Origin of the sequence: Streptomyces chartreusis (genome assembly GCF_008704715.1) — a bacterium.
GTDB lineage: Bacteria > Actinomycetota > Actinomycetes > Streptomycetales > Streptomycetaceae > Streptomyces > Streptomyces chartreusis.
In genome coordinates this window covers 8,944,256-8,962,638 of sequence record NZ_CP023689.1, presented here as the reverse complement: position 1 = coordinate 8,962,638, position 18,383 = coordinate 8,944,256, and the positions used below count along the sequence as shown (strand labels likewise).

Annotated in this window: 16 protein-coding genes; 7 read left to right on the top strand and 9 right to left on the bottom strand. The window is 71.0% G+C overall.

Translation table 11 applies throughout. The features are described from left to right. The first annotated feature begins 2 nt into the window (after positions 1 to 2). From CP983_RS39805 to CP983_RS39790, 4 genes are all read left to right on the top strand, one after another. A complete protein-coding gene (locus CP983_RS39805; protein WP_125526920.1) occupies positions 3 to 977 on the top strand; it encodes a carbohydrate ABC transporter permease in 975 nt (324 codons plus the stop codon). After that, a complete protein-coding gene (locus CP983_RS44900) occupies positions 977 to 1,879 on the top strand; it encodes a carbohydrate ABC transporter permease (RefSeq protein WP_125526919.1) in 903 nt (300 codons plus the stop codon). Before CP983_RS39805 ends, CP983_RS44900 begins: the two co-directional genes overlap by 1 nt. Further along, positions 1,876 to 4,434: a beta-galactosidase gene (locus CP983_RS39795; protein WP_150505172.1), complete on the top strand. Its 2,559-nt coding sequence runs from the start codon at positions 1,876 to 1,878 to the stop codon at positions 4,432 to 4,434. The genes CP983_RS44900 and CP983_RS39795 overlap by 4 nt, the downstream gene beginning before the upstream one ends. A 152-nt stretch (positions 4,435 to 4,586) precedes the next feature. Further along, on the top strand, positions 4,587 to 5,591 hold the full coding sequence (locus CP983_RS39790) for an esterase/lipase family protein (RefSeq protein ID WP_150505170.1): 1,005 nt from the start codon (positions 4,587 to 4,589) through the stop codon (positions 5,589 to 5,591). Here the strand turns inward: CP983_RS39790 and CP983_RS39785 are convergent, their stop codons facing one another. The 4 genes from CP983_RS39785 to CP983_RS39770 form a co-directional block, all read right to left on the bottom strand. Then, the gene (locus tag CP983_RS39785; RefSeq protein ID WP_150505168.1) at positions 5,592 to 6,776 is read right to left on the bottom strand and encodes an ArgE/DapE family deacylase; all 1,185 of its coding nucleotides are present in this window, start codon (positions 6,774 to 6,776) and stop codon (positions 5,592 to 5,594) included. It lies immediately after the preceding gene. A gap of 40 nt (positions 6,777 to 6,816) precedes the next feature. Beyond that, positions 6,817 to 8,091, bottom strand: a complete 1,275-nt coding sequence (locus CP983_RS39780) for a Zn-dependent hydrolase (RefSeq protein ID WP_150505166.1) — start codon at positions 8,089 to 8,091, stop codon at positions 6,817 to 6,819. Between the two features lie 52 nt (positions 8,092 to 8,143). Beyond that, positions 8,144 to 9,274 carry a diaminopropionate ammonia-lyase gene (locus CP983_RS39775; protein WP_150505164.1) on the bottom strand — a complete coding sequence of 377 codons (1,131 nt, stop codon included), beginning with the start codon at positions 9,272 to 9,274 and terminating at the stop codon, positions 8,144 to 8,146. Positions 9,275 to 9,409: 135 nt separating this feature from the next. Then, positions 9,410 to 10,654 (bottom strand): DUF418 domain-containing protein, encoded by a 1,245-nt coding sequence (locus CP983_RS39770; RefSeq protein WP_150505162.1) that lies wholly within the window; start codon positions 10,652 to 10,654, stop codon positions 9,410 to 9,412. 308 nt (positions 10,655 to 10,962) lie between these two features. On the opposite strand from CP983_RS39770, the gene CP983_RS39765 reads away from it, so the two are divergent. After that, complete coding sequence (locus tag CP983_RS39765; RefSeq protein WP_150507157.1) at positions 10,963 to 11,625, top strand: response regulator; 663 nt, start codon at positions 10,963 to 10,965, stop codon at positions 11,623 to 11,625. Continuing rightward, positions 11,622 to 12,746: a sensor histidine kinase gene (locus CP983_RS39760; protein WP_150505160.1), complete on the top strand. Its 1,125-nt coding sequence runs from the start codon at positions 11,622 to 11,624 to the stop codon at positions 12,744 to 12,746. The genes CP983_RS39765 and CP983_RS39760 overlap by 4 nt, the downstream gene beginning before the upstream one ends. A 64-nt stretch (positions 12,747 to 12,810) precedes the next feature. Here CP983_RS39760 and CP983_RS39755 read toward each other — a convergent pair whose 3' ends face one another. Beyond that, positions 12,811 to 13,437, bottom strand: a complete 627-nt coding sequence (locus CP983_RS39755; protein WP_150505158.1) for a TetR/AcrR family transcriptional regulator — start codon at positions 13,435 to 13,437, stop codon at positions 12,811 to 12,813. A gap of 144 nt (positions 13,438 to 13,581) precedes the next feature. Here CP983_RS39755 and CP983_RS39750 point away from each other — a divergent pair, with 144 nt between their 5' ends. Beyond that, positions 13,582 to 14,337 carry an SDR family NAD(P)-dependent oxidoreductase gene (locus CP983_RS39750; RefSeq protein WP_150505156.1) on the top strand — a complete coding sequence of 252 codons (756 nt, stop codon included), beginning with the start codon at positions 13,582 to 13,584 and terminating at the stop codon, positions 14,335 to 14,337. Positions 14,338 to 14,388: 51 nt separating this feature from the next. Here CP983_RS39750 and CP983_RS39745 read toward each other — a convergent pair whose 3' ends face one another. The 4 genes from CP983_RS39745 to CP983_RS39730 form a co-directional block, all read right to left on the bottom strand. Next, positions 14,389 to 14,580: a hypothetical protein gene (locus CP983_RS39745; RefSeq protein WP_229915088.1), complete on the bottom strand. Its 192-nt coding sequence runs from the start codon at positions 14,578 to 14,580 to the stop codon at positions 14,389 to 14,391. Positions 14,581 to 14,689: 109 nt separating this feature from the next. Continuing rightward, complete coding sequence (locus tag CP983_RS39740) at positions 14,690 to 15,631, bottom strand: GNAT family N-acetyltransferase (protein WP_167537830.1); 942 nt, start codon at positions 15,629 to 15,631, stop codon at positions 14,690 to 14,692. A gap of 16 nt (positions 15,632 to 15,647) precedes the next feature. Continuing rightward, positions 15,648 to 17,075, bottom strand: coding sequence for a serine hydrolase domain-containing protein (locus CP983_RS39735; RefSeq protein ID WP_189749116.1), 1,428 nt, complete (start codon positions 17,073 to 17,075; stop codon positions 15,648 to 15,650). Positions 17,076 to 17,183: 108 nt separating this feature from the next. Next, positions 17,184 to 18,320, bottom strand: coding sequence for a pentapeptide repeat-containing protein (locus tag CP983_RS39730; RefSeq protein WP_229915089.1), 1,137 nt, complete (start codon positions 18,318 to 18,320; stop codon positions 17,184 to 17,186). Positions 18,321 to 18,383 lie beyond the last annotated feature (63 nt).

Here is an 18,383-nt window from a genome sequence, read left to right as displayed (position 1 = left end):
CGATGGCGACCACGACGGCCCCGACCCCGCCGACCGCACCGGTGGTCGCGGACAAGGCCGCGTCTCCGAAGAAGCCGAAGCTCTCCAGGAGGCGGCGCCGTGAGGCGCTCTCCTTCTATCTGTTCGTCTCGCCGTGGGTGATCGGCTTCCTGGTCTTCCTGCTCGGCCCGATGATCGCTTCGATCTACTACTCGCTCACCGACTGGGACTCCTTCACCCCGCCCGAGTGGGTCGGCCTCCAGAACTACGTCACGCTCCTGACCGACGATCCGGCGTTCTGGAAGGCGCTGTGGAACACCTTCTACTACGCCGCGATCTCGGTCCCGCTCGGTCTGGTGCTCGGCCTGTGGCTGGCGAACCTGCTCAACAAGCAGGTGCGCGCACGCAAGTTGTTCCGCACGCTGATCTATCTGCCGACGCTGGTTCCGCTGGTCGCCACGGCGATGATCTTCAAGATGGTGCTGGCGCCGTCCGGCCCGGTCAACGACTTCCTCGGACTCTTCGGTGTCTCGGGCCCGGCATGGCTGATCGACGGCCCCTGGGTGAAGCCGGCGCTGATCCTGATGTCGGCGTGGGGAGCGGGCAGTGCGACCGTGCTGCTGCTCGCGGCGATGAAGGGCATCCCGCGTGAGCTGTACGAGGCCGCGGAGGTCGACGGGGCGAACTCGGTACGGCAGTTCTGGAGCATCACGCTGCCGCATCTGACGCCGATCATCTTCTTCAACCTGATCATGGGGCTGATCAACGCGTTCCAGGTGTTCGCCCAGGTGTACATCCTGACCCCGAAGAGCAACCGCGGAGCGTACGACTCGGCGCAGACGATGGTGCCGCTCCTGTTCGACCAGGCCTTCGGCTTCTACCACATGGGGTACGCGTCGGCGATCTCATGGCTGCTGTTCGCCGTGATCCTGGTGTTCACGGTGATCGCCTTCCGCACCACCCGGCGCTGGGTGTTCTACGAAACCGAGGTGAAGTGATGGCCACCGTGGCGACATCGGTGCGCGGGCGCCGACAGCGGCGGGAGACCTCTGCCGTACGGGCGTTCCGCGCCACCCCGTTCACCTACGGAACGCTGATCGTCGTGGCGGCGATCCTGTCGACGCCCCTGGTGTTCGTCGGGTCGATCGCGCTGTCCAGCGATGCGACAGTGAACGCCAACACGTTCACGATCATCCCCCGCGAGTTCCACTGGGAGAACTTCTCCCGGGTGTTCGGCACCGAGCTGCCGATGGGCACCTTCCTGATCAACTCGGTGATCATCTCGCTGTTCTCGGTCGCCGGGCAGGTGCTCTCGAGCGGCCTCGTCGGCTACGCCTTCGCCCGGCTGCGGGCCCCGGGCAAGAGCACGATGTTCCTGGTCGTCCTCGCGACGATGATGATCCCGACGCAGATCACGATGATCCCCCAGTTCATCCTGTTCCGGGATCTGGGCTGGGTGAACACCTTCCTGCCGCTGATCGTGCCGAACTTCTTCTCCAACGCCTTCAACATCTTCCTGGTCCGCCAGTTCGTCTCCCGGCTGCCCAGCCAGCTCGACGAGGCCGCGATGGTGGACGGGCTGGGCTTCTTCGGCATCTACCGGCGGATCATGTTCCCGATGCTCAGGCCGGTGCTGATCGCGATCGGCATCTTCACGCTCACCCACACCTGGGGCGACTTCATGGGGCCCCTGATCTATCTGAACGACGAGTCGAAGATGCCGCTGGCCCTGGGCGTGCAGTACATCACCAGTACCTCGCAGGCGATGCAGGCGCCGCCCTGGAACCTGGTCATGGTCGGTTCGATCCTGCTCGCGGTGCCGATGATCGTCGTCTACTACCTCGGCCAGAAGTACCTCTACGAAATGGACATCAGTGGCGGAAGCGCGGGAGTGAAGTGAACCGTTCGGAGACCATCGAAGCGGTCCGCGTCGACGGCCGGGGCGTGTGGATCGACGGCAGCCCGCGCACCCTGCTGTGCGCCTCGCTGTTCTACTTCCGGCTGCCCCGGGAGCAGTGGCGCGAGCGGCTGGAACAGGTGCGGGCGTCGGGGTACACCTGCGTCGACGTATATCTGCCCTGGAACTTCCACGAGTCGGCGCCCGGCCGCTGGTCCTTCGAGGGCCGGCGGGACGTGGCGGCCTTCCTGGACCTCGCGCACGAGACGGGTCTGTACGTCATCGCGCGGCCGGGCCCGTACATCTGCTCCGAGTGGGACGGCGGCGCACTGCCCGCCTGGCTGGGCCTCGATACGGAGTTGAGGGTCCGTCAGAACGAGCCCCGGTACTTGGAGCGGGTCACCGCCTGGTTCGACCAGGTGCTGCCACTGCTGGCCGAGCGGCAGTACCCGGCGAACGGCCCCGTCGTCATGGTGCAGTTGGAGAACGAGCTGGACTTCTTCGACTGCGAGGACCGGGCGGGCTACGTGGGCGCCCTGCGGGACGCCGCACTCGGGCACGGCATCACGGTCCCGTTGATCGCCTGCTCCGGCCAGGGCGACCTCGCGGGCGCCACCGGGGACGTCGACGGTGTGGTGCCGGCCTGCAACTTCTACCCGGACGACGACTCCCCCGACATCGAGGCCGAGGTGCGCCGGTACACCGGCCTGGTCGCGGAGCGCGGGGTGCCGCTGCTGATCACCGAGACCAACCGGCGCCACCGCACGCTGCGGCGGCTCCTGGCGAGCGGCGCCAAGCTGATCGCGCCGTATCTCCAGTCGTCCGGTTGGAACTTCGGGTACACCCCGTCGACCGGGAACTGGGGACGGCCCGGCAACTTCATGAGCCACGGCTACGACTTCGGCGGTTACGTCACGTCGACCGGCGCACGGCGACCGGAGTACGCCGAGGCTCAGGTGCTGGCACGGGTAATCGACACGTGGGGAGCCCAACTTGCCCTGGCCGACCCAGTGTTGGCGGACGAACGACTCGCGTGCGACTTCCCGACGAGTTCGGTGTCCGCCGCGCTCGCCTTCCCCGAGGGCGGCCGGCTGGTGGCCGTACCGCATCTCGGGGCGGACCCGGGCACGGCGATCGTCGGGGACGTGCCGGTCGCGGTGGCGCCGGGTTCGTGTCCCTTGATGGCGATGGACGTACCGCTCGGGGCCTGGGGCATCGACGTGACCCTGACGCTCGCGTCGGCGGATCTCGTCGCGGCGGCGGACGGGGTGCTGGTGTTCTCCTCGGACGTCCCGGTCACCGTCGTGCTGGACGGCACGCGGGCCGAGGTTCCGGTGTCCGAGCGGGTGACCGTGGCGGGAGTGACGGTCGTCGTGCTGCCGTCCGCGGAGGCCGCACGGCTGCGATCGGTGGATGCCGACGGCGCGGTGCGGGTCGCCGATGCCCCGCGCCCGCCGGCCGAGTCCGCGCCGACCGCGGTGCGCGAGGTGCGGCGGCGGTCCGACGCGGCCCCCGAGGAGCCGGCCGGTCGGCACACGCTGCCGCCGAGCCTGGAGGCGCTCGGGGTGTACCGGGGCCGTGGCGCCTACCGCACCACCACTGACCTGACCGGCGTGGACGAGCTGCTGCTCACCGGCGCGGCGGACATCGTCGAGCTGTCGGTCGGGGGCCGGACGCACCCACCGATCGCAGAGTTCGGCGCGGCCCGGCGCATCGACGTGCGTGATGTGACGGGCAGCGTCGCGATCGAGGCCGTGGTGGAGATCTGGGGCCACGCCAACTTCGACGACGCCCGGCTGCCCGCACTGCGGATGGGTGCGCTGCGCGGCCTCGGCACCCTCTGGAAGGTGCGGGGGACAGCGGATGTGTCGGCGCTGTGGACCGTGGACGGGCACTGGGCCGGGAACCCCGCGCCCACCCGGGTGCTCGGCGGGTGGAGCAGCACGCGCGTCGCGGAGCCGGTCACCTACGGCCGAACGGTCCGCTCCCTCACCCCGTCGGCGCTGCATCTGCACGGTGTGATCGAGCCGCTGCGGGTGAGCGTGGACGGCGGCGCACCGGAGACCGTCCACACCGAGAACCCCTGGGTACTGCTGCCGGCCGGCACCCACCGGGTCGCGGTCACCCTGCCCCACCACCCGAGCGGCCCGGGCCTGCGCGCCGAACTGCTCACGCTGGAGGCCGTAAGGGACTGGTCGTGCGCGGCGCAGAACGACGAGCTGCTCGCGGAGTTCGCGGCGCGGTCCGGGCCCGCGGAGTCGGTACGGCTCCCACTGACGCTGAAGCCGGGCGAGGAGACGTGGCTCGACGTCGACCTGCCACCCTCCCCCGAGGGTTACCTGGTCCGGCTGGACGCCACCCAGGTTCGGGTCACGGGTTGGGCCGGCGGTGAGTGCGTCGGCCGCGTCTGGACCGGCGACCGACCCGCCTTCTCCGGCGGCGATCCCGACACGCTCTGGATACCCCCGGGCTGGCCGGGCCTGACCCTGCTCGCGCAGGGCGTCGAGGGGCGGGACGCTCCCGGGATCCGGACGTTGTGGCTGGAGGTACCGACCTGAGAAAGCCCCTTCCCGATCCTGCGTGGGCTGGACGGATGAAAGCGGTCTGCTCCATATGAGGTGCCGCGAGCGGCTGGTGGGTGGGCATCGGATCCGCTCCTCGATCATCTTCGCGTCGGCGCTCGGCCGGCTACGAGACGAGGAGTGGCCCGATGTCGCAGCGGATGGATTCCCGGAGCCGGTCGAACCGGCGGCGCGCCCGATGGGCCGCGGTCTGCGCGGGCCTCGCCCTGTCGCTGACCGTCGGTGCCCACGGCGAGGCGGCGACATCCGACACCCCGCCGCCGCCCCGTCCGCTGGGCCAGGTCCTCGACGTCACCGCGGCGTTGGCCGGGGGGCTCCTCCACCCGGAAGCGCCGCCGGCCGGGTCCAACGACTGGAGTTGCCGTCCCTCGCGCAAGCACCCCCGCCCGGTCGTGCTGCTGCACGGGTCCGCGGCGAACGCCTTCAACAACTGGAGCATGCTGTCGCCCTGGCTGAAGCGGCAGGGCTACTGCGTCTTCGCCCCCAACTACGGCGGGCCTCCCGGCAGTCCGTTCCAGGCCACCGGCCCCATCCCGGCTGCGGCCCGACAGGTCGCTCGCTACGTCGACCGTGTCCTGAAGGCCACCGGCGCCCGCCAGGTCGACATCGTCGGGCACTCCCAGGGCGGCGGTCCGACGCCCCGCTGGTATCTGCGGTTCGAGGGCGGCACGAACCCCGGAAACCCGAAGCGGAACAAGGTGCGTCGACTTGTCGCCCTGGCTCCTCCCAACCACGGCGGGAACGTCTCAGGCATCGGCACGCTGACGACACAGCTCGGTCTCGACCCGGCCGTGTCCGCCGTCGTCGGACAGGCGTTCTCGGACCAGATGGTCGGCTCCGAGATGAACCGGAAGCTCGACAAGGACGGGGACACCCAGCCCGGCGTGAGCTACACCGTGATCGTCACCCGGTACGACGCGTTCGCCACCCCGTACCGCAACACCTTCCTGACCGCGGGTCCCGGCGCGAAGGTGCGCAACATCCTGATCCAGCGGATCTGCAAGGAGGACTTCTCCGAGCATCTGTCCCTCGCGTACGACACCAACGCCGCCCAACTCGTGAGCAACGCCCTCGATCCCGGGCACGCGAAGCCGGTCCGCTGCGGGCTTGTTCTCCCGGTGCTCGGGGGCTGATCAGGAGCAGAAGTCCGTGATCGTGGCGGTGAGGACGTCGGTGAGGCGGTCAAGGGAGGCGAGGTCGACGTACTCGGTGGCCGCGTGCGCGCCCTCGCCGTCGGCGCCGAAGAGCAGACAGGGGATGCCCGCCCGGTCCAGGAGGGCGCAGTCGGTCCAGAACGGCTCGGCGCGCACCACGGGCGGGTGCCCGAGGGCCTGTTCGGCATGACGGGTGAGGGTGCGCACGATCGGGGCATCGGGGTCGGCCTCGAAGGGCTCGCGATGCACCCCGCGGATCAGGCGGGACCGGAAGTCGGGAACGGTGGCGGCGAGACGGTCTAGGAGCCCGGCCAGTTCCCGCTCGACACCGTCGGCGCTCTCACCGGGTACGGTCCGGCGCTCCAGGGTGACGCGGCAGTGCGCGGGATAGGTGGAGGGTTCCTCGCCGCCCCGGATGACGGACGCGTGGACGGTGCCGGTGCCCAGCAGAGGGTGCGAAGGGCCGTCGGCGAGGCGTTGCCCCAGCTGCTCCAGGGCGACGAGGAAGTGCCCGGCCTTGGCGATGGCGTCGATGCCGAGTTCGGGCCGTGAGCCATGGGCCGCGCGTCCCTCGATCTCCACGTCGAACCAGACGAACCCCTTGTGGGCGAGGGTGACTTCGAGGTGGCTCGGCTCGGTGACGACGGCCGCGTCGGCGGTGAAGGACTCCAGCACCTCCTCGGTGCCCGAGCTGCCGTACTCCTCGTCCGCGACACACGCGAGGAGGACGTCGCCGCGCAGCCGGCCGCCGGCGGTGGCACGGGCGGCGGCGACCATCATGGCCGCGATGCCGCCCTTCATGTCGAAGGTGCCGCGGCCGTACATCCTCCCTTCGCTGACGCGCGGGGCGAGCGGGTCGCCGTCGTAGCCTGCGAGACCGACCGTGTCCAGGTGGCCGTTGAGCATCAGGGAGCGGCCGCCGCCGGTGCCGCGCGCGACAGCGACGACCGAGGGCCGGCCGGGGCGCCGTTCCAGGCGGTTGATCTCGAAGCCGCGCGCGGCCAGCCAGGTGCCGCAGAAGTCGGCGACGGCGGTCTCCCCCGCCCCGCCGGCCACGAGGTCGGGGTTGACGGAGTCGATGGCGATCAATCGGGCCAGAAGGCCGCCGGGGTCGGCGGTGGACGGATCGGGAACGGCCGCGATGGACGAGGGCTGTGGGGACATGAGCGCCTTCCGAAGGGGTCTTGGGGTGTGCCGTGTGCCGTCAGTCCTGGTCGGCCAGGCGCAGCAGAGTCGTCGCCAGGACGTCCACTCCGCGGGCGCACGCCTCGGGCGTGGAGTACTCGCGGGGGTTGTGGCTGATGCCGTCGTACTCACCGCGGACGAAGATCATGGCGGTGGGACAGAGCGCCGCGATCTCCTGGGCGTCGTGGCCTGCGCCGGAGAGCAGGGAGATGTGCGCCAGGCCGTGGTCGTGGGCGGCCCCGGCGATGACCTTCTGCACCGTCTCGTCGAAGGGGACGTACGCGGTCCCGGCCATCCGCCGCGTGGACAGCGTGAGTCCCGGCCGGGCGTCCTCCAGTTCGCTGAGGAAAGCGGCCAGGTCCTCCTCGGCGCGAGCCATGGCGGCGTCGTCGGGGTTGCGCAGATCGACGGTCAGCTCGGCGCGGGCCGGGACGATGTTGGTCAGGTCCGGGTGGACGGTCAAGTGCCCCACGGTGGCCCTCAGTTCGCCGTACTCGCCGGAGTCGACCATGGCCCGCAGCCGGACGATGATCTCGGCGGCGGCGAGACCGGCGTCGGCACGCAGCCGCGTGGGGGTGGTGCCGGCGTGGGCGGCACGGCCGTGGACGGTGATCTCCTGCCAGGAGATGCCCTGGACGCCCGTGACGACACCGATCCCGACGCCGTTCTCCGCGAGGACGGGTCCCTGTTCGATGTGGCACTCGACGTAGGCGTACGGCGGGTCGAGGCGTACGTCGGCGGGTCCGTCGAAGCCGGTGCGGGCCAACTCGTCGCCGAGGGTGCGGCCGTCGCGGTCGGTCAGGCCGTGGGCGTACCCGAGTGTCAGACGGCCGGCGGCGACCGCGCTGCCCAGCATGTCGGTGCCGAAGCGGACGCCCTCCTCCTCGGTGAAGACGCCGACCTCGATGGGGCGGCGGGTGGCGATGCCGCGCTCGTCGAGCGTCCGTACGACCTCGATGCCGCCGAGGACGCCGAGGCATCCGTCGAAGGCGCCGGCGGTGGCGACGCTGTCGATGTGCGAGCCGGTGAGGACGGGTGCGGCGGTCGGGTCGGTGCCTTCGCGACGGCCGTAGATGTTGCCCATCCGGTCGACGCGGACGGCCAGTCCGGCGTCTTCCATCCAGGCGATGACCTGGCGCCGCCCGGCCGCGTCCGCGTCGGTGAGGGCGAGGCGGTTCACTCCGCGCAGTCCGGTGCGCTCGTCGTCGTAGGCGCCGATCTCGGCCAGGTCCATCAGCGACCGCCACAGGCGGTCGGCGTCGACGGTGATCGTGTCGAGGACGGGGTTTGTCATGCGGGGTCTCCCGGTCGTCTCGGAAAGAGGGGTGGTGGGGTTCGGCTCGGGCTCAGTGAGCCGCGGTGGCATGCGGGTTGGCGTCCGTGCCCTCGGTGCTGAGCAGGACGACCACGGAGTTCGCGTCGAGCCCCAGTGCCGTACGGCGTTCTTCGCGTCCCGTGCCGGTGAGTGCCGCGCGCGTGCCGGCAAGCGTGGCGGCTCCGCAGGGGCCCGAGGAGACGCCGAGGCCGGCGAGGTGGTCGGCGGCTCGGATGCTGTCGGCGTCGGTGACGGCGACTGCGGCGTCCAGCCCGCCGTGCAGATGGGGCCAGGCGAGGCCGGACGGGGTGCCGCAGTTCAGACCGGCCATGAGGGTGTGGCCGGTGGTGACGCTGACGGGTTCGCCGAGGGCGAGGCTGCGCAGGACGCAGGCGGCGTTCGCAGGCTCCACCGACAGCAGGGCGGGCGCCCGGCCGGAGGGGCGGCTGCGGTAGTGGGTGACGACTGCCTGGGCGAGCGAACCCACACCGACGGGCACGGCGACGAGGTCGGGGCCCGAGATGACCGCGTAGGCGGCGAGCTGTTCGTCGATCTCGGCGCAGAGGGTGGCGTAGCCCTCGACGATCCAGCCCGGGATCCGCTCGTAGCCCGGCCAGCCGGTGTCCTGGATGAGGACGGTGTGCGGCGCGTCGGCGGCCTCGGTGGCATGGCGTACGGCTTCGTCGTAGGGGCCGGCGACTTCGGTGACCTGCGCCTGTTCGGCGGCGATGGCTGCCACCGCGCGCGGGTGCACGCCCTGCGGGACGAAGATGTGGGCGCGCTGCCCGAGCAGCCGTGCCATGTGGGCGACGGCCCGGCCGTGGTTGCCGTCGGTGGCGGCGATCAGGGTGAGGTGGCCGGGCGCTTCGACGTCCCCGGCGCTCTCAGGGTGCTCGGCGAGGACACGGTGGATGGCCCAGGAGGCGCCCAGCACCTTGAACGCGGGCAGTCCCAGACGGCGCGACTCGTCCTTGACGAAGACGCGGCCGACTCCCAACTCGGCTGCGATTGACGGTAGTTCGACGAGCCGGGTGGGTGAGTAGCCGGGCAGCACGGCGTGGAAGGCGCGTACCTCGGTGGGTGCGGGCGCGCAGCGCCAGGTGCGGGCGGCGGGGCGCGCGAGCCAGGGCAGGGGGTGCGGGGAGGGTCGGTTGTCAGACACGGATTCAGGGTCCGACGGGTCCCTGCATTCGGTCCAGCGAATGTTTTCGACCAATAGCCGTCGGATTTGCCGATGGATGACGGAGGGCGTCCCGCCCGGCGGTCACGGGAGGTCCCGCGGCCGCTGGGCGGTGGGTCAGCGGACCAGCTCGGCGGGCTTGGTGGCCTTGCCGAGCAGCCACTCCAGGGGGCCGCGGCGGAAGTGCCGCGACCAGAGGGTGGCGAAGGCGGTCACGGCCACGATGAATCCGAGCAGCACATGGAGGGCGGGTCCGGGCAGTTCCTCCAGGCCGAGGAGGCGGATTCCGGCTATGTGAAGGACGTAGGCGGTCAGGGACATCGACCCGACGGCGATCACCGGGCGGGCCAGTCGGTGGAAGCGGGGGAAGGCGTCCACGGCGGCGAGGCAGCCGGCCAGGACCGCTGTCGCCACCCCGGTGTTGGCCACGATCGACAGGGTCGTCTCGCTGTGCGGCGAGGCGACCAGCAGCCCGACCGGGGTGCTGCCGTCGGGGTAGCCCCAGGTGTCGGACCACCACGCGGACGCGACCGCGTCGCCGCCGCCCCAACTGGCCTCGCCGAGCCGGGACATGGCGCCGGGCGTCAAGTGCAGGGCCAGCCAGGAGCCGGCGTGGCCGATCACGGCGAGCGTGACACCGGTGATCGCGAGACGCACGCGGACGGCGGTGGCGGCGAGGTCCAGACGGGCCACGGCCATCCCGGCGACGACGAAAGGGATCCAGGTCAGGACCGGGTAACTGCCCGTGAACAGCAGCGAGACGAGGCCGTCGGCGTCCGCCGGCCAGGCCCAGACGCCGTCGACGCCCTCGGCGGGCAGCGCGTGCTGGACGACGTACAGGACCTGCGGCAGCACCAGTGCGCCGGCGGCTGCGATGAGCGCCAGCGGGCGGGCGCCTAGCCGGTGCAGTGGCAGGACGAGGAGGAAGTACAGGCCGTAGAAGGCGAGGATCACCTCGACCGGTGTGCCGGTCATGGTCAGCGCGGTGCCCAGCGCGAGCAGGACGAGGGCCCGGATCACGACCTTGGCGACCGCCTGCCGGCCCGCCCGGCCCGTCTTCGGAGTACGGCGGCCCGTCATCAGCATGATCGAGAAGCCGGCGAGGAAGGCGAACAGCGCGGAGGCCCGGCCGTGCGCCAGCTCCATGAGATTCCCGGTGAAGCCGCCCTGGGACGGGTCTGGGCCGACGTGGGCCGCGAACATGCCGAACACCGCGAGCCCCCGGGCCAGGTCCACGCCGATCAGGCGTCCGGTCGAGGACGATGGCCGCGGCTCGGTCGCGGCGGGCGTGTCCAGGGGCGGCGTCCCGGGACGGGTGGCGGTCGGCGCCGCGAGCGCCGAGTCGTCTGCGTTCTGGGTCATGTCTCCACGCTGGCGATCGGCCCGGGCGCGGAGTATCCGGCGACTGTCCGGTCCGCCCCCGCCGACCGGGGGGTCCGGTGCCCGCCGGGCAGGGGCTGGGCGGTTTGACCGCCGGAACGGCCCCGTCGGCCTGTCGCGGCGACTCCCCCGTACGGCGGGAACCCACCCCCCGGGTGGCGGGAGTGTCCCGCCGGGCCGTCTCACCTGGCGTTTCCCGCTCTACCGTCGAAGCGGTGACAATCAACATCGACGTGCGGCGTGAGACGTACGCACAACGACGACGAGGCGGAGCGCACGTGATCCGGGTCATGGTGGTGGACGACGAAGCGCTGGTGCGCTCCGGCTTCGAACTGATCCTGAGCTCGGCCGACGACATCGAGGTCGTCGCGACCACGGCGGGCGCCGAGGCGGTCGAGACCGTACGGCGGGTGGCTCCCGATGTCGTGCTGCTGGACATCCGGATGCCGGACGTGGACGGGCTGACCGTGCTGGGGCGGTTGCGTGCGCTCGCTGAGCCGCCGGTGGTGGCGATGCTGACGACGTTCGACGCCGACGAGTACATCCTCACCGCGCTGCGTTCCGGCGCGGCCGGCTTCCTGCTCAAGGACACCGAGCCCGACCAACTCGCCCAGCTCGTGCGCACCTTGGCCGCCGGCGGGGTAGTGATGTCGCCGAAGGCGTCCCGTGCCGTCTGGCAGACCCACCCGGGCGCCGTGGCCCTCGGCGACGAGGACGCCGCGCGCGTCGGCAGGCTCACCGACCGTGAGCGCGAGGTGCTCGTGCTGATCGCGGAGGGCCTGTCCAACGCCGACATCGGCACCCGTATCCATCTGAGCGCGGGCACCGTCAAGGACCACGTCAGCGCGATCCTCACCAAGTTGCGGGTCGGCGGCAGGGTGCAGGCGGCGCTGCTGGCCCAGCGGGCCGGACTGCTCGACGACGGGCAGCGGCCCTCGGGGTCCGGGCGATGACCGGGGCCAGGGCGTGGTGGGCGCGGATCCCCGATCCGGTCGTCGACCTCGTGGTCGTCGCGGTCGCCGTCGTGGACGTCCTGGTCAGCCTGGAGGATTCGAGCCGGCTCGCGCAGGCGATGGCCGCGCTGGCCTGTGCCGCCCTGCTGGCGCGGCGGCGCTTCCCGCTGCCGGTTTTCCTGCTCACCCTGCCCGCCAGCCTGATGCTGGACATCGTGTTCGCCCCGTTCGCCGCCCTGTTCACTTTGGCGGAACGGTCCCGCGACCGCAGGCTGCTCGTCGTCTGCGCCGTGCTGTTCGCGGTCGCCTCCGCCACCCCGTGGCCGTTGGACGACCTCAGCTCGCACGACCGCACCTGGACCCTGGTCTACTTCTTCTACACGCTCGCCACGGCCGCCGCGCCCGTCCTGCTCGGGCAACTCGTGCAGGCCCGCCGGGACTTGGCCCGGCGCCTGGAGGAGATCGAGGAGGCCCGCGAACACGAGCGGCTGCTGCACTCCCAGGCCGTGCTCGCCCGCGAACGCGCCCAGCTCGCCCGCGAGATGCACGACGTCGTCTCGCACCAGGTCAGCCTGATCGCCGTGCAGGCCGGCGCTCTCCAAGTCGCCGCGCAGGACCCGGACTTCAAGGAGGGTGCCCGCACGATCCGCTCGCTCAGCGTCGACACCCTCGACGAGCTGCGGCACATGGTCACCCTGCTGCGCGCCTCCGGCGGCCGGGCCACCGAGCTAACCCCGCAGCCCACCCTCGCCGACCTGCACAAGCTCGTCACGACCAGCGGCATCGACGCCGAGCTGACCGGCGAACTGCCTCCCGACGTCAGCACCACCGCGCAGCGCACGATCTACCGCACCGTGCAGGAGGCCCTCACCAACGTCCGCAAACACGCTCCCGGCGCCACCGCGGTCGTCCGCCTCTGGCACGCCGACGACGGCGACGCCTTCGGCGTGACCGTCACCAACACCCCGCCCGCCCGGCCCTCACTGCCCCTGCCCGGATCCCGGCAGGGCCTGATCGGCCTCAGGGAACGCGCCGAACTCCTCGACGGCACGTTCGCCTCCGGCCCCACGGCCGATGGCGGGTACGAGGTGACCCTGCACATCCCGACACGGTCCGGCTGACCAGCCCTGTCCAGCACGCGGAGTCGGGCGACCCGGGCGCCAGGCAGTACGACGTCTCCGGACGTCACTCGCCGGCGATGTTCCCCATCACCTCGTAGACCTGCTGCGGGGTCAGGGGGGCGGTCGGCAGTGGGTGGGCGGCCTCGGTGCGCAGGCCGTCGAGGGTGAAGGCGACGCCCCGGCGCCAGACGTCGGGCGCGGTGTCCCTGACGGCCCTGGACAGCACGGAGTTGGTGGCGAAGACGAACACCAGGTCCTCGCCGGTGAAGTCGGGCCGCAGGGACCCGGCCCGCTGGGCCCGCTCGATGATGCGCGTGGCGGCGTCGTGCGCTCGCCCGCAGACGGCCATCAGGCGTTCGGCGTTCGGGTAGCGCCCGGTGACGACGTCGCTGATGGCGGGGTCGGTGATCTGCAGTTCGCAGAGGGTTTCGATGTAGTACGCGAACCCGTCCCAGGCGTCGTCCATCGCCAGTGCCCGTCGGCTGACCTCGTCGAGCCGGTCCGCCGCGAGGTCGGTGACGACCTCGTCGATGAGCGCCTCGCGGGTGCCGTAGAGGTTGTAGAGGGTGCCGTGGCTCACCCCGGCGCGGCGGGCGATCTCCTTCAGCGGGGCCTGGAGGCCGCGCTCACGGAACAGCTCGACAGCCGCTGTCCGCAGCTTCTCCGCATTGCGTCGCGCATCGGCCCGCATCCGCCGTTCCTCCTCGTCGTCCGGTCGGCATCCATGGTCCCATCCGTCGAACAACGTAAGTCGACCCCGGGGTCAAGTTATGTGCTACGGTCGAAATGGAAGTTGACCCATGGGTCAGGATATTCCTTCGCAAGGAGACACCTCATGTCCAAAGTCATCGCCGTCCTCGGCGCCGGTACCGGCCTCGGCGTGTCCGTCGCCCGTCGCTTCGGGCGGGAGGGCTTCCGTGTCGCCCTGGTCGCCCGCCGCAAGGAGCGGCTGGACGCGCTGGTGGCGAGGCTCGCCGACGAGGGCATCGAGGCCGCCGCCTTCTCCGCGGACCTGTCCGACCCGGCCGGGGTGCCCGCCCTGATGGACGCCGTCCGCGAGCGCTTCGGCCGGATCGACGTCGTCGAGTACGGGCCCATCGGCGGCGACATGTCGTTCACCCCGGCCGCCCGGCTGGACGCGGCCACCCTGGCGGACTACTCGCGGCTGCTGCTGCTCACGCCCGTGGAGGTGTTCCGCGCGGTCCTGCCGGAGATGACCGAGCGCGGTGACGGGGCCGTCCTGATGACCACCGGCCTCACGGCGATGCACCCGGTGCCCGGCCTCAGCGGTCCCGGCCCGGTGATGGCAGCCGCCCGCAACTACCTCTACGCCCTCAACGGGGAACTCGCGGGCACCGGTGTCTACGCCGGCACGCTCACCATCGGCGCCATGATCACCGGCAGTGAGACGGCCGAGAACGCCGAGGCGTCCCTGAAGGCGGAGTCGGACATCCGTGACGCCGGCATGCAGATCCCCGTCGTCCACCCGGACGAACTCGCCGAGCACTACTGGGACATGTACACCAAGCGCGACCGCGTCGAGCAGGCGCACCCCGCGGCGTTCCCGGCCCACGTGGGTGCCGGGGCGTAGGCAGCCCGCCCCCTCCGGTCCGGCCGCTTTCGGACCAGGCCGACGCGGACGTCAGGCGACCGTGACGGCTCCGGTCAGGACCGCGAAGGCGATGTGCGCGAGGGAGACGGGGACGCCCCAGCGCAGGGCGTGCTTCTGGAAGTCGCCGAGTACCGCCTTGACCAGGCCGAGGAGGGCCCACAGCGGCGCGCTGGTGGGGCCCGTCATGTGGAGGATCTGGCCGATGGCGCAGGCGCGGGCCATCTGGTTGGCGTCGATGCCGATGGGGGTCCCCCGCTCGAGCGAAGCCGAGAGTGGGGGAGGGCGGCGGACTCGGCGAGGACGGGGACGACGCCGAACCAGTAGCCGCGGATCAATCCCAGCGCATGTCGATGCGCCCGGCGAAGTTGTCGTACCCGGCACGCTCGAATGCCCGGGCCATCGGATGGTTTCCCAGATCGGTGTCCGCGGTGACGCGTTCGGCGCCCTGGGCAGCCAGCAGGTGGGTGCCTTCGGCGAGCAGGTCGTTGACGAAGCCGTGGCCCCGGTGGCCGTCGATCACGCCGAGGTAGGCGATCACGAAGCCGTTCGGGCTCTGCGCCGGGACGACCAAGCCGATCGGTTCGCCGTCCGGGCGGACGCCGATCCGCCACCATTCGCGCGGACTGGGATAGCTCAGCAGTTCGTCGTGGTACTGCACGCGTGCGTGGTCGCCGGCCGAGGAACGGGCGACGTCGGCCTGACTGTAGGCATCCAGCGTGCCCGGAAGGATGCGGGCAAGCAGGTCGATGGCCTCCTCATCGCTGCTGACCGGGCGGAAGGTGAGGATGCCGCGGCGGGAAGGCAGGGGTGTGCCGGACGTCCACCGATACCGAAGCCTCTCGACGAAGAATTTGCCGCCGGTGCGCTCCACCACCTCTATCCGGCCTTTGATGCGGCGTTCGGTGGTGGAGTCGTCTCTCCAATTCGCCGGGAGGGGCTGGAGGACGTACGGAGGCGGCAGGGTGCCCGCAGGGAAGAGCGCGGTGAGGGCGGTACGCAGAAGACGCGCGCCGATGTCTGTCCGGTGCGGGTCGCCGTGGGCGTCGTCGATGTCGAGGGTTTCCAGGACCTCAGGCCTGCTGCCGCCGCGGGACCACCAGCCGACCCGTGCCACCGGCCGACCGTCGCTCAGGGCCACCCACATCCAGTCGGCGCGGCAGTGTCCGTTCTGGAGATCCTCCGCGAGACCGTCGTTGTAAGGGCCGGGCAGAGCGTTGAAGAGTTCGATCTCCTCCAGACCGGTGATGGGGCGGAAGACCAGGTCACTTGTCACGTAAGACTCCATACGCTTACCCGACGTCGGGTCGTGTCATCAGTGGCGACCGCAGGTGCAGCTCCAGGCTGCTGCCGGTCAGGGGCACGGTGCTCCATGTCGCGGCCGCGGTCCTCGCCTCGGTGTCGACGACCAACCGAACGCGGTGCGGGGTGGTGATGACGTAGAGATCGGCGACGAATGTGCTGCCCTGCCAGGCACCGGCCGCGACGACGGGTCGGCCGAGCGGAGAGCTTTCCCGCCATTCGCCATGGCCGACCTCGACGTCGAGAAGGGACCCGAGGCGTACGAGCCATCCGCCGTCGGCGGGATCGATGATCACCGTCGTTCCGTCTGGCAGAGCCGAGCCCTCGGAGGATGCGTCGAGTGTCGCGCCGGCCGAGCGCCCCGGGTCGGCCGAACCCGGCACCGGGGACAGGGACAGTTGCCGCAGGCGATCGACGAGGATCTCGTCGTCCTGGGCGCTTCCTGGATGGTCCACGCCGGGCAGCAGGCACTCCCACATGGCGTCGAGCACCTCCTGGGCCTCACCTTGGGCAGTCACGGCGACGACGAGATCGTGTGACGGGACCACCACGCACTGCTGTCCGAAGGAGCCATGGCCGTGGTACCCGTGGCGCGACATCCAGAACTGGTATCCGTAGCCGCAGGAGAAATCGGCGTCGTCCGCTCCGTCCTTGAACGGCAAGCAGTCGACGTGCCGTCCGGTCGCGAGCTCCACCCATTCGCCCGGGACGAGCCGCCGGTCGCCCCACATGCCTTGGCGCAGGAGCAGCTCACCGAAGGCGGCGATGGCCTCGGTCATGAGGTGCAGTCCGTGGAATCCGAAGACGGCACCGCTCTTCACCCGGTCCCATTCGGCGTGGTCGACGCCCATCGGCTTGAAGAGTCGCTCGTCGAGGAACTCCGCGAGACCGCGACCCGTGACCCGTTCCACCATCCGGGCCAGGATGAAGGTGGTCGAGTTGTCGTAGGTGTGCCGCGTTCCCTCGGCAACGGCGAACGGCAACCCCAGGAAGCCCTTCACCAAGTCGTCGGGTTCCAGCTCCCAGGCTTCGGCGAGGCTGTCCGTGAGGTGCCCGGCCGTCATGGACAGCAGATGGTGAACGGTGATGCGGCTCCCCTGCTCCGAGATGCCGGCCGGGACGTGGTCGGGCAGCACGTGTACCACCCGATCGTCCAGTGAGAGCAGCCCGTCGGCGATCGCCAACCCCACGGCGACCGAGGTGAACGACTTGGTCAGCGAGTAGAGAAGATGCGGGCGTTCGGCCGAGTACGGCGCCCACCAGCCTTCGGCGACGACGTGACCGTGGCGTACGACCATGAGGGAGTGACACTCGATGGATCGTGCTTCGAGCCGATCCAGCAGCGCGGTGATCGAACGGGACGACATCCCCGAGGCAGCCGGTGTCGAGCGCGGCAGCAGGGCACGCTGAGAAGCCATCCGGGCACCGTAGTCGGACATCATTTCGACCCCAAGCGATTAAATGACCGCCGCAAGCCGAGTTGGGCCCGCGATCCCTCCGGAGCCACGCCTGGCGCAGGCTGTCGTTCAGGGAGTGGACCGCAGCGGTGGTGCCTGCCATGTCATCCCGGGTGGCTGGAGTAGGGGTGAGGGCTCGGGGCCGGGGTCGTCGGTGTGGACGACTCCGGCGGCCGTGTGGTCGAAGTCGGCGGGCCAGCGCGTGTGTTCGCTGGCCAGGGCGCCCGTCAGACGGGCTTCGACGAGGTCGGCGGTGCTCAGGTCGGTGCCGCGCAGGTCGGCCATGCGGAGGTCGGCGCGGTGGAAGACCGCGCCGTGGGCGTCGGCCTTGCGCAGGTTCGCCTCGCGCAGGTCGGTCTCGGTGAAGTCGGCGTCACGCAGGTCGGTTTCGACGAGCTTCGCGGCCCGTAGGTCGGCCAGGATGCAGCGGGCCCGGCGGAGAACCGCAGTCGTGAGGTCGGCGTGCCGCAGGTTGACCGAGACCAGGGACGCCTGGGTCAGGTTGGCGTGGTACAGGCCCGCCGCTTCCATGCAGGCGCGGTCGAAGTTGACCTCGGGGAACCACAGTCCGTCGCAGTCGGCCCGGCGCAGGTCGGTGATGCTGAGATTGACCCAGGACTGCTCCCGGTGCCGGCACAGCACGCCGAGCGCGGTCAGCGCCACCTGGGCGTCGGCGGCCCGGGTCTCCAGGGGTGCGATGTCGTTGATCGGCACGTCCGCCGCCGGTGATTCCGGCCCGGCGGGCGGCCAGGGCAGATGTGTCCGCAGGTACGCGGCCTGGATGGAGATGATGGCCTCCCGGTCGCGGGCGGACTGCTCCGCGATCCGCCACAGCGCGTGCAACCCGCCGATGCGCACGTCCAGCTTGTCGCTGCCGAGCTGGTCGACGGCCCGGCTGAACCGGTCGGTGACATAGCCCTCCTGGGTGGCGCGCAACCCGTCCTGGCTCACCCGCAGTTGCCGCCAGGTGGCGTACGCGCCGAAGAGCACGACCAGGCCGCCGACCACCTGCAGCAGCGTCGTGCGGACATCGTTCACCGCCTTCAGCCGATCCTGCGCGGCGACGCTCGCCCCGGCGAGATCGTGGTCGACCACCACCCCCGGCAGTACGACGAACACCGTGCCCAGAATGACCAGCCCTGCCCCGGCCAGCAGGCCGGCGGCTGCACGACGTCCCACCGACCGGTCCGGTTCCCCCGTCTCCATGGGCACGAGAGCCTAGGCGCCGCCCAGAAGACGATCAAGAGAGCTGTGACCTACCGGTTGTTC

Coding starts and splice junctions, on each gene's coding strand:
- CP983_RS39770 (WP_150505162.1), bottom strand. CDS start 10,654: ATGACCCAGAACGCAGACGACTCGGCGCTCGCGGCGCCGACCGCCACC.
- CP983_RS39730 (WP_229915089.1), bottom strand. CDS start 18,320: ATGGAGACGGGGGAACCGGACCGGTCGGTGGGACGTCGTGCAGCCGCC.
- CP983_RS39780 (WP_150505166.1), bottom strand. CDS start 8,091: ATGACAAACCCCGTCCTCGACACGATCACCGTCGACGCCGACCGCCTG.
- CP983_RS39765 (WP_150507157.1), top strand. CDS start 10,963: ATGGTGGTGGACGACGAAGCGCTGGTGCGCTCCGGCTTCGAACTGATC.
- CP983_RS39785 (WP_150505168.1), bottom strand. CDS start 6,776: ATGTCCCCACAGCCCTCGTCCATCGCGGCCGTTCCCGATCCGTCCACC.
- CP983_RS39790 (WP_150505170.1), top strand. CDS start 4,587: ATGTCGCAGCGGATGGATTCCCGGAGCCGGTCGAACCGGCGGCGCGCC.
- CP983_RS39745 (WP_229915088.1), bottom strand. CDS start 14,580: ATGGCCCGCGCCTGCGCCATCGGCCAGATCCTCCACATGACGGGCCCC.
- CP983_RS39750 (WP_150505156.1), top strand. CDS start 13,582: ATGTCCAAAGTCATCGCCGTCCTCGGCGCCGGTACCGGCCTCGGCGTG.
- CP983_RS39760 (WP_150505160.1), top strand. CDS start 11,622: ATGACCGGGGCCAGGGCGTGGTGGGCGCGGATCCCCGATCCGGTCGTC.
- CP983_RS44900 (WP_125526919.1), top strand. CDS start 977: ATGGCCACCGTGGCGACATCGGTGCGCGGGCGCCGACAGCGGCGGGAG.
- CP983_RS39735 (WP_189749116.1), bottom strand. CDS start 17,075: ATGGCTTCTCAGCGTGCCCTGCTGCCGCGCTCGACACCGGCTGCCTCG.
- CP983_RS39755 (WP_150505158.1), bottom strand. CDS start 13,437: ATGCGGGCCGATGCGCGACGCAATGCGGAGAAGCTGCGGACAGCGGCT.
- CP983_RS39805 (WP_125526920.1), top strand. CDS start 3: ATGGCGACCACGACGGCCCCGACCCCGCCGACCGCACCGGTGGTCGCG.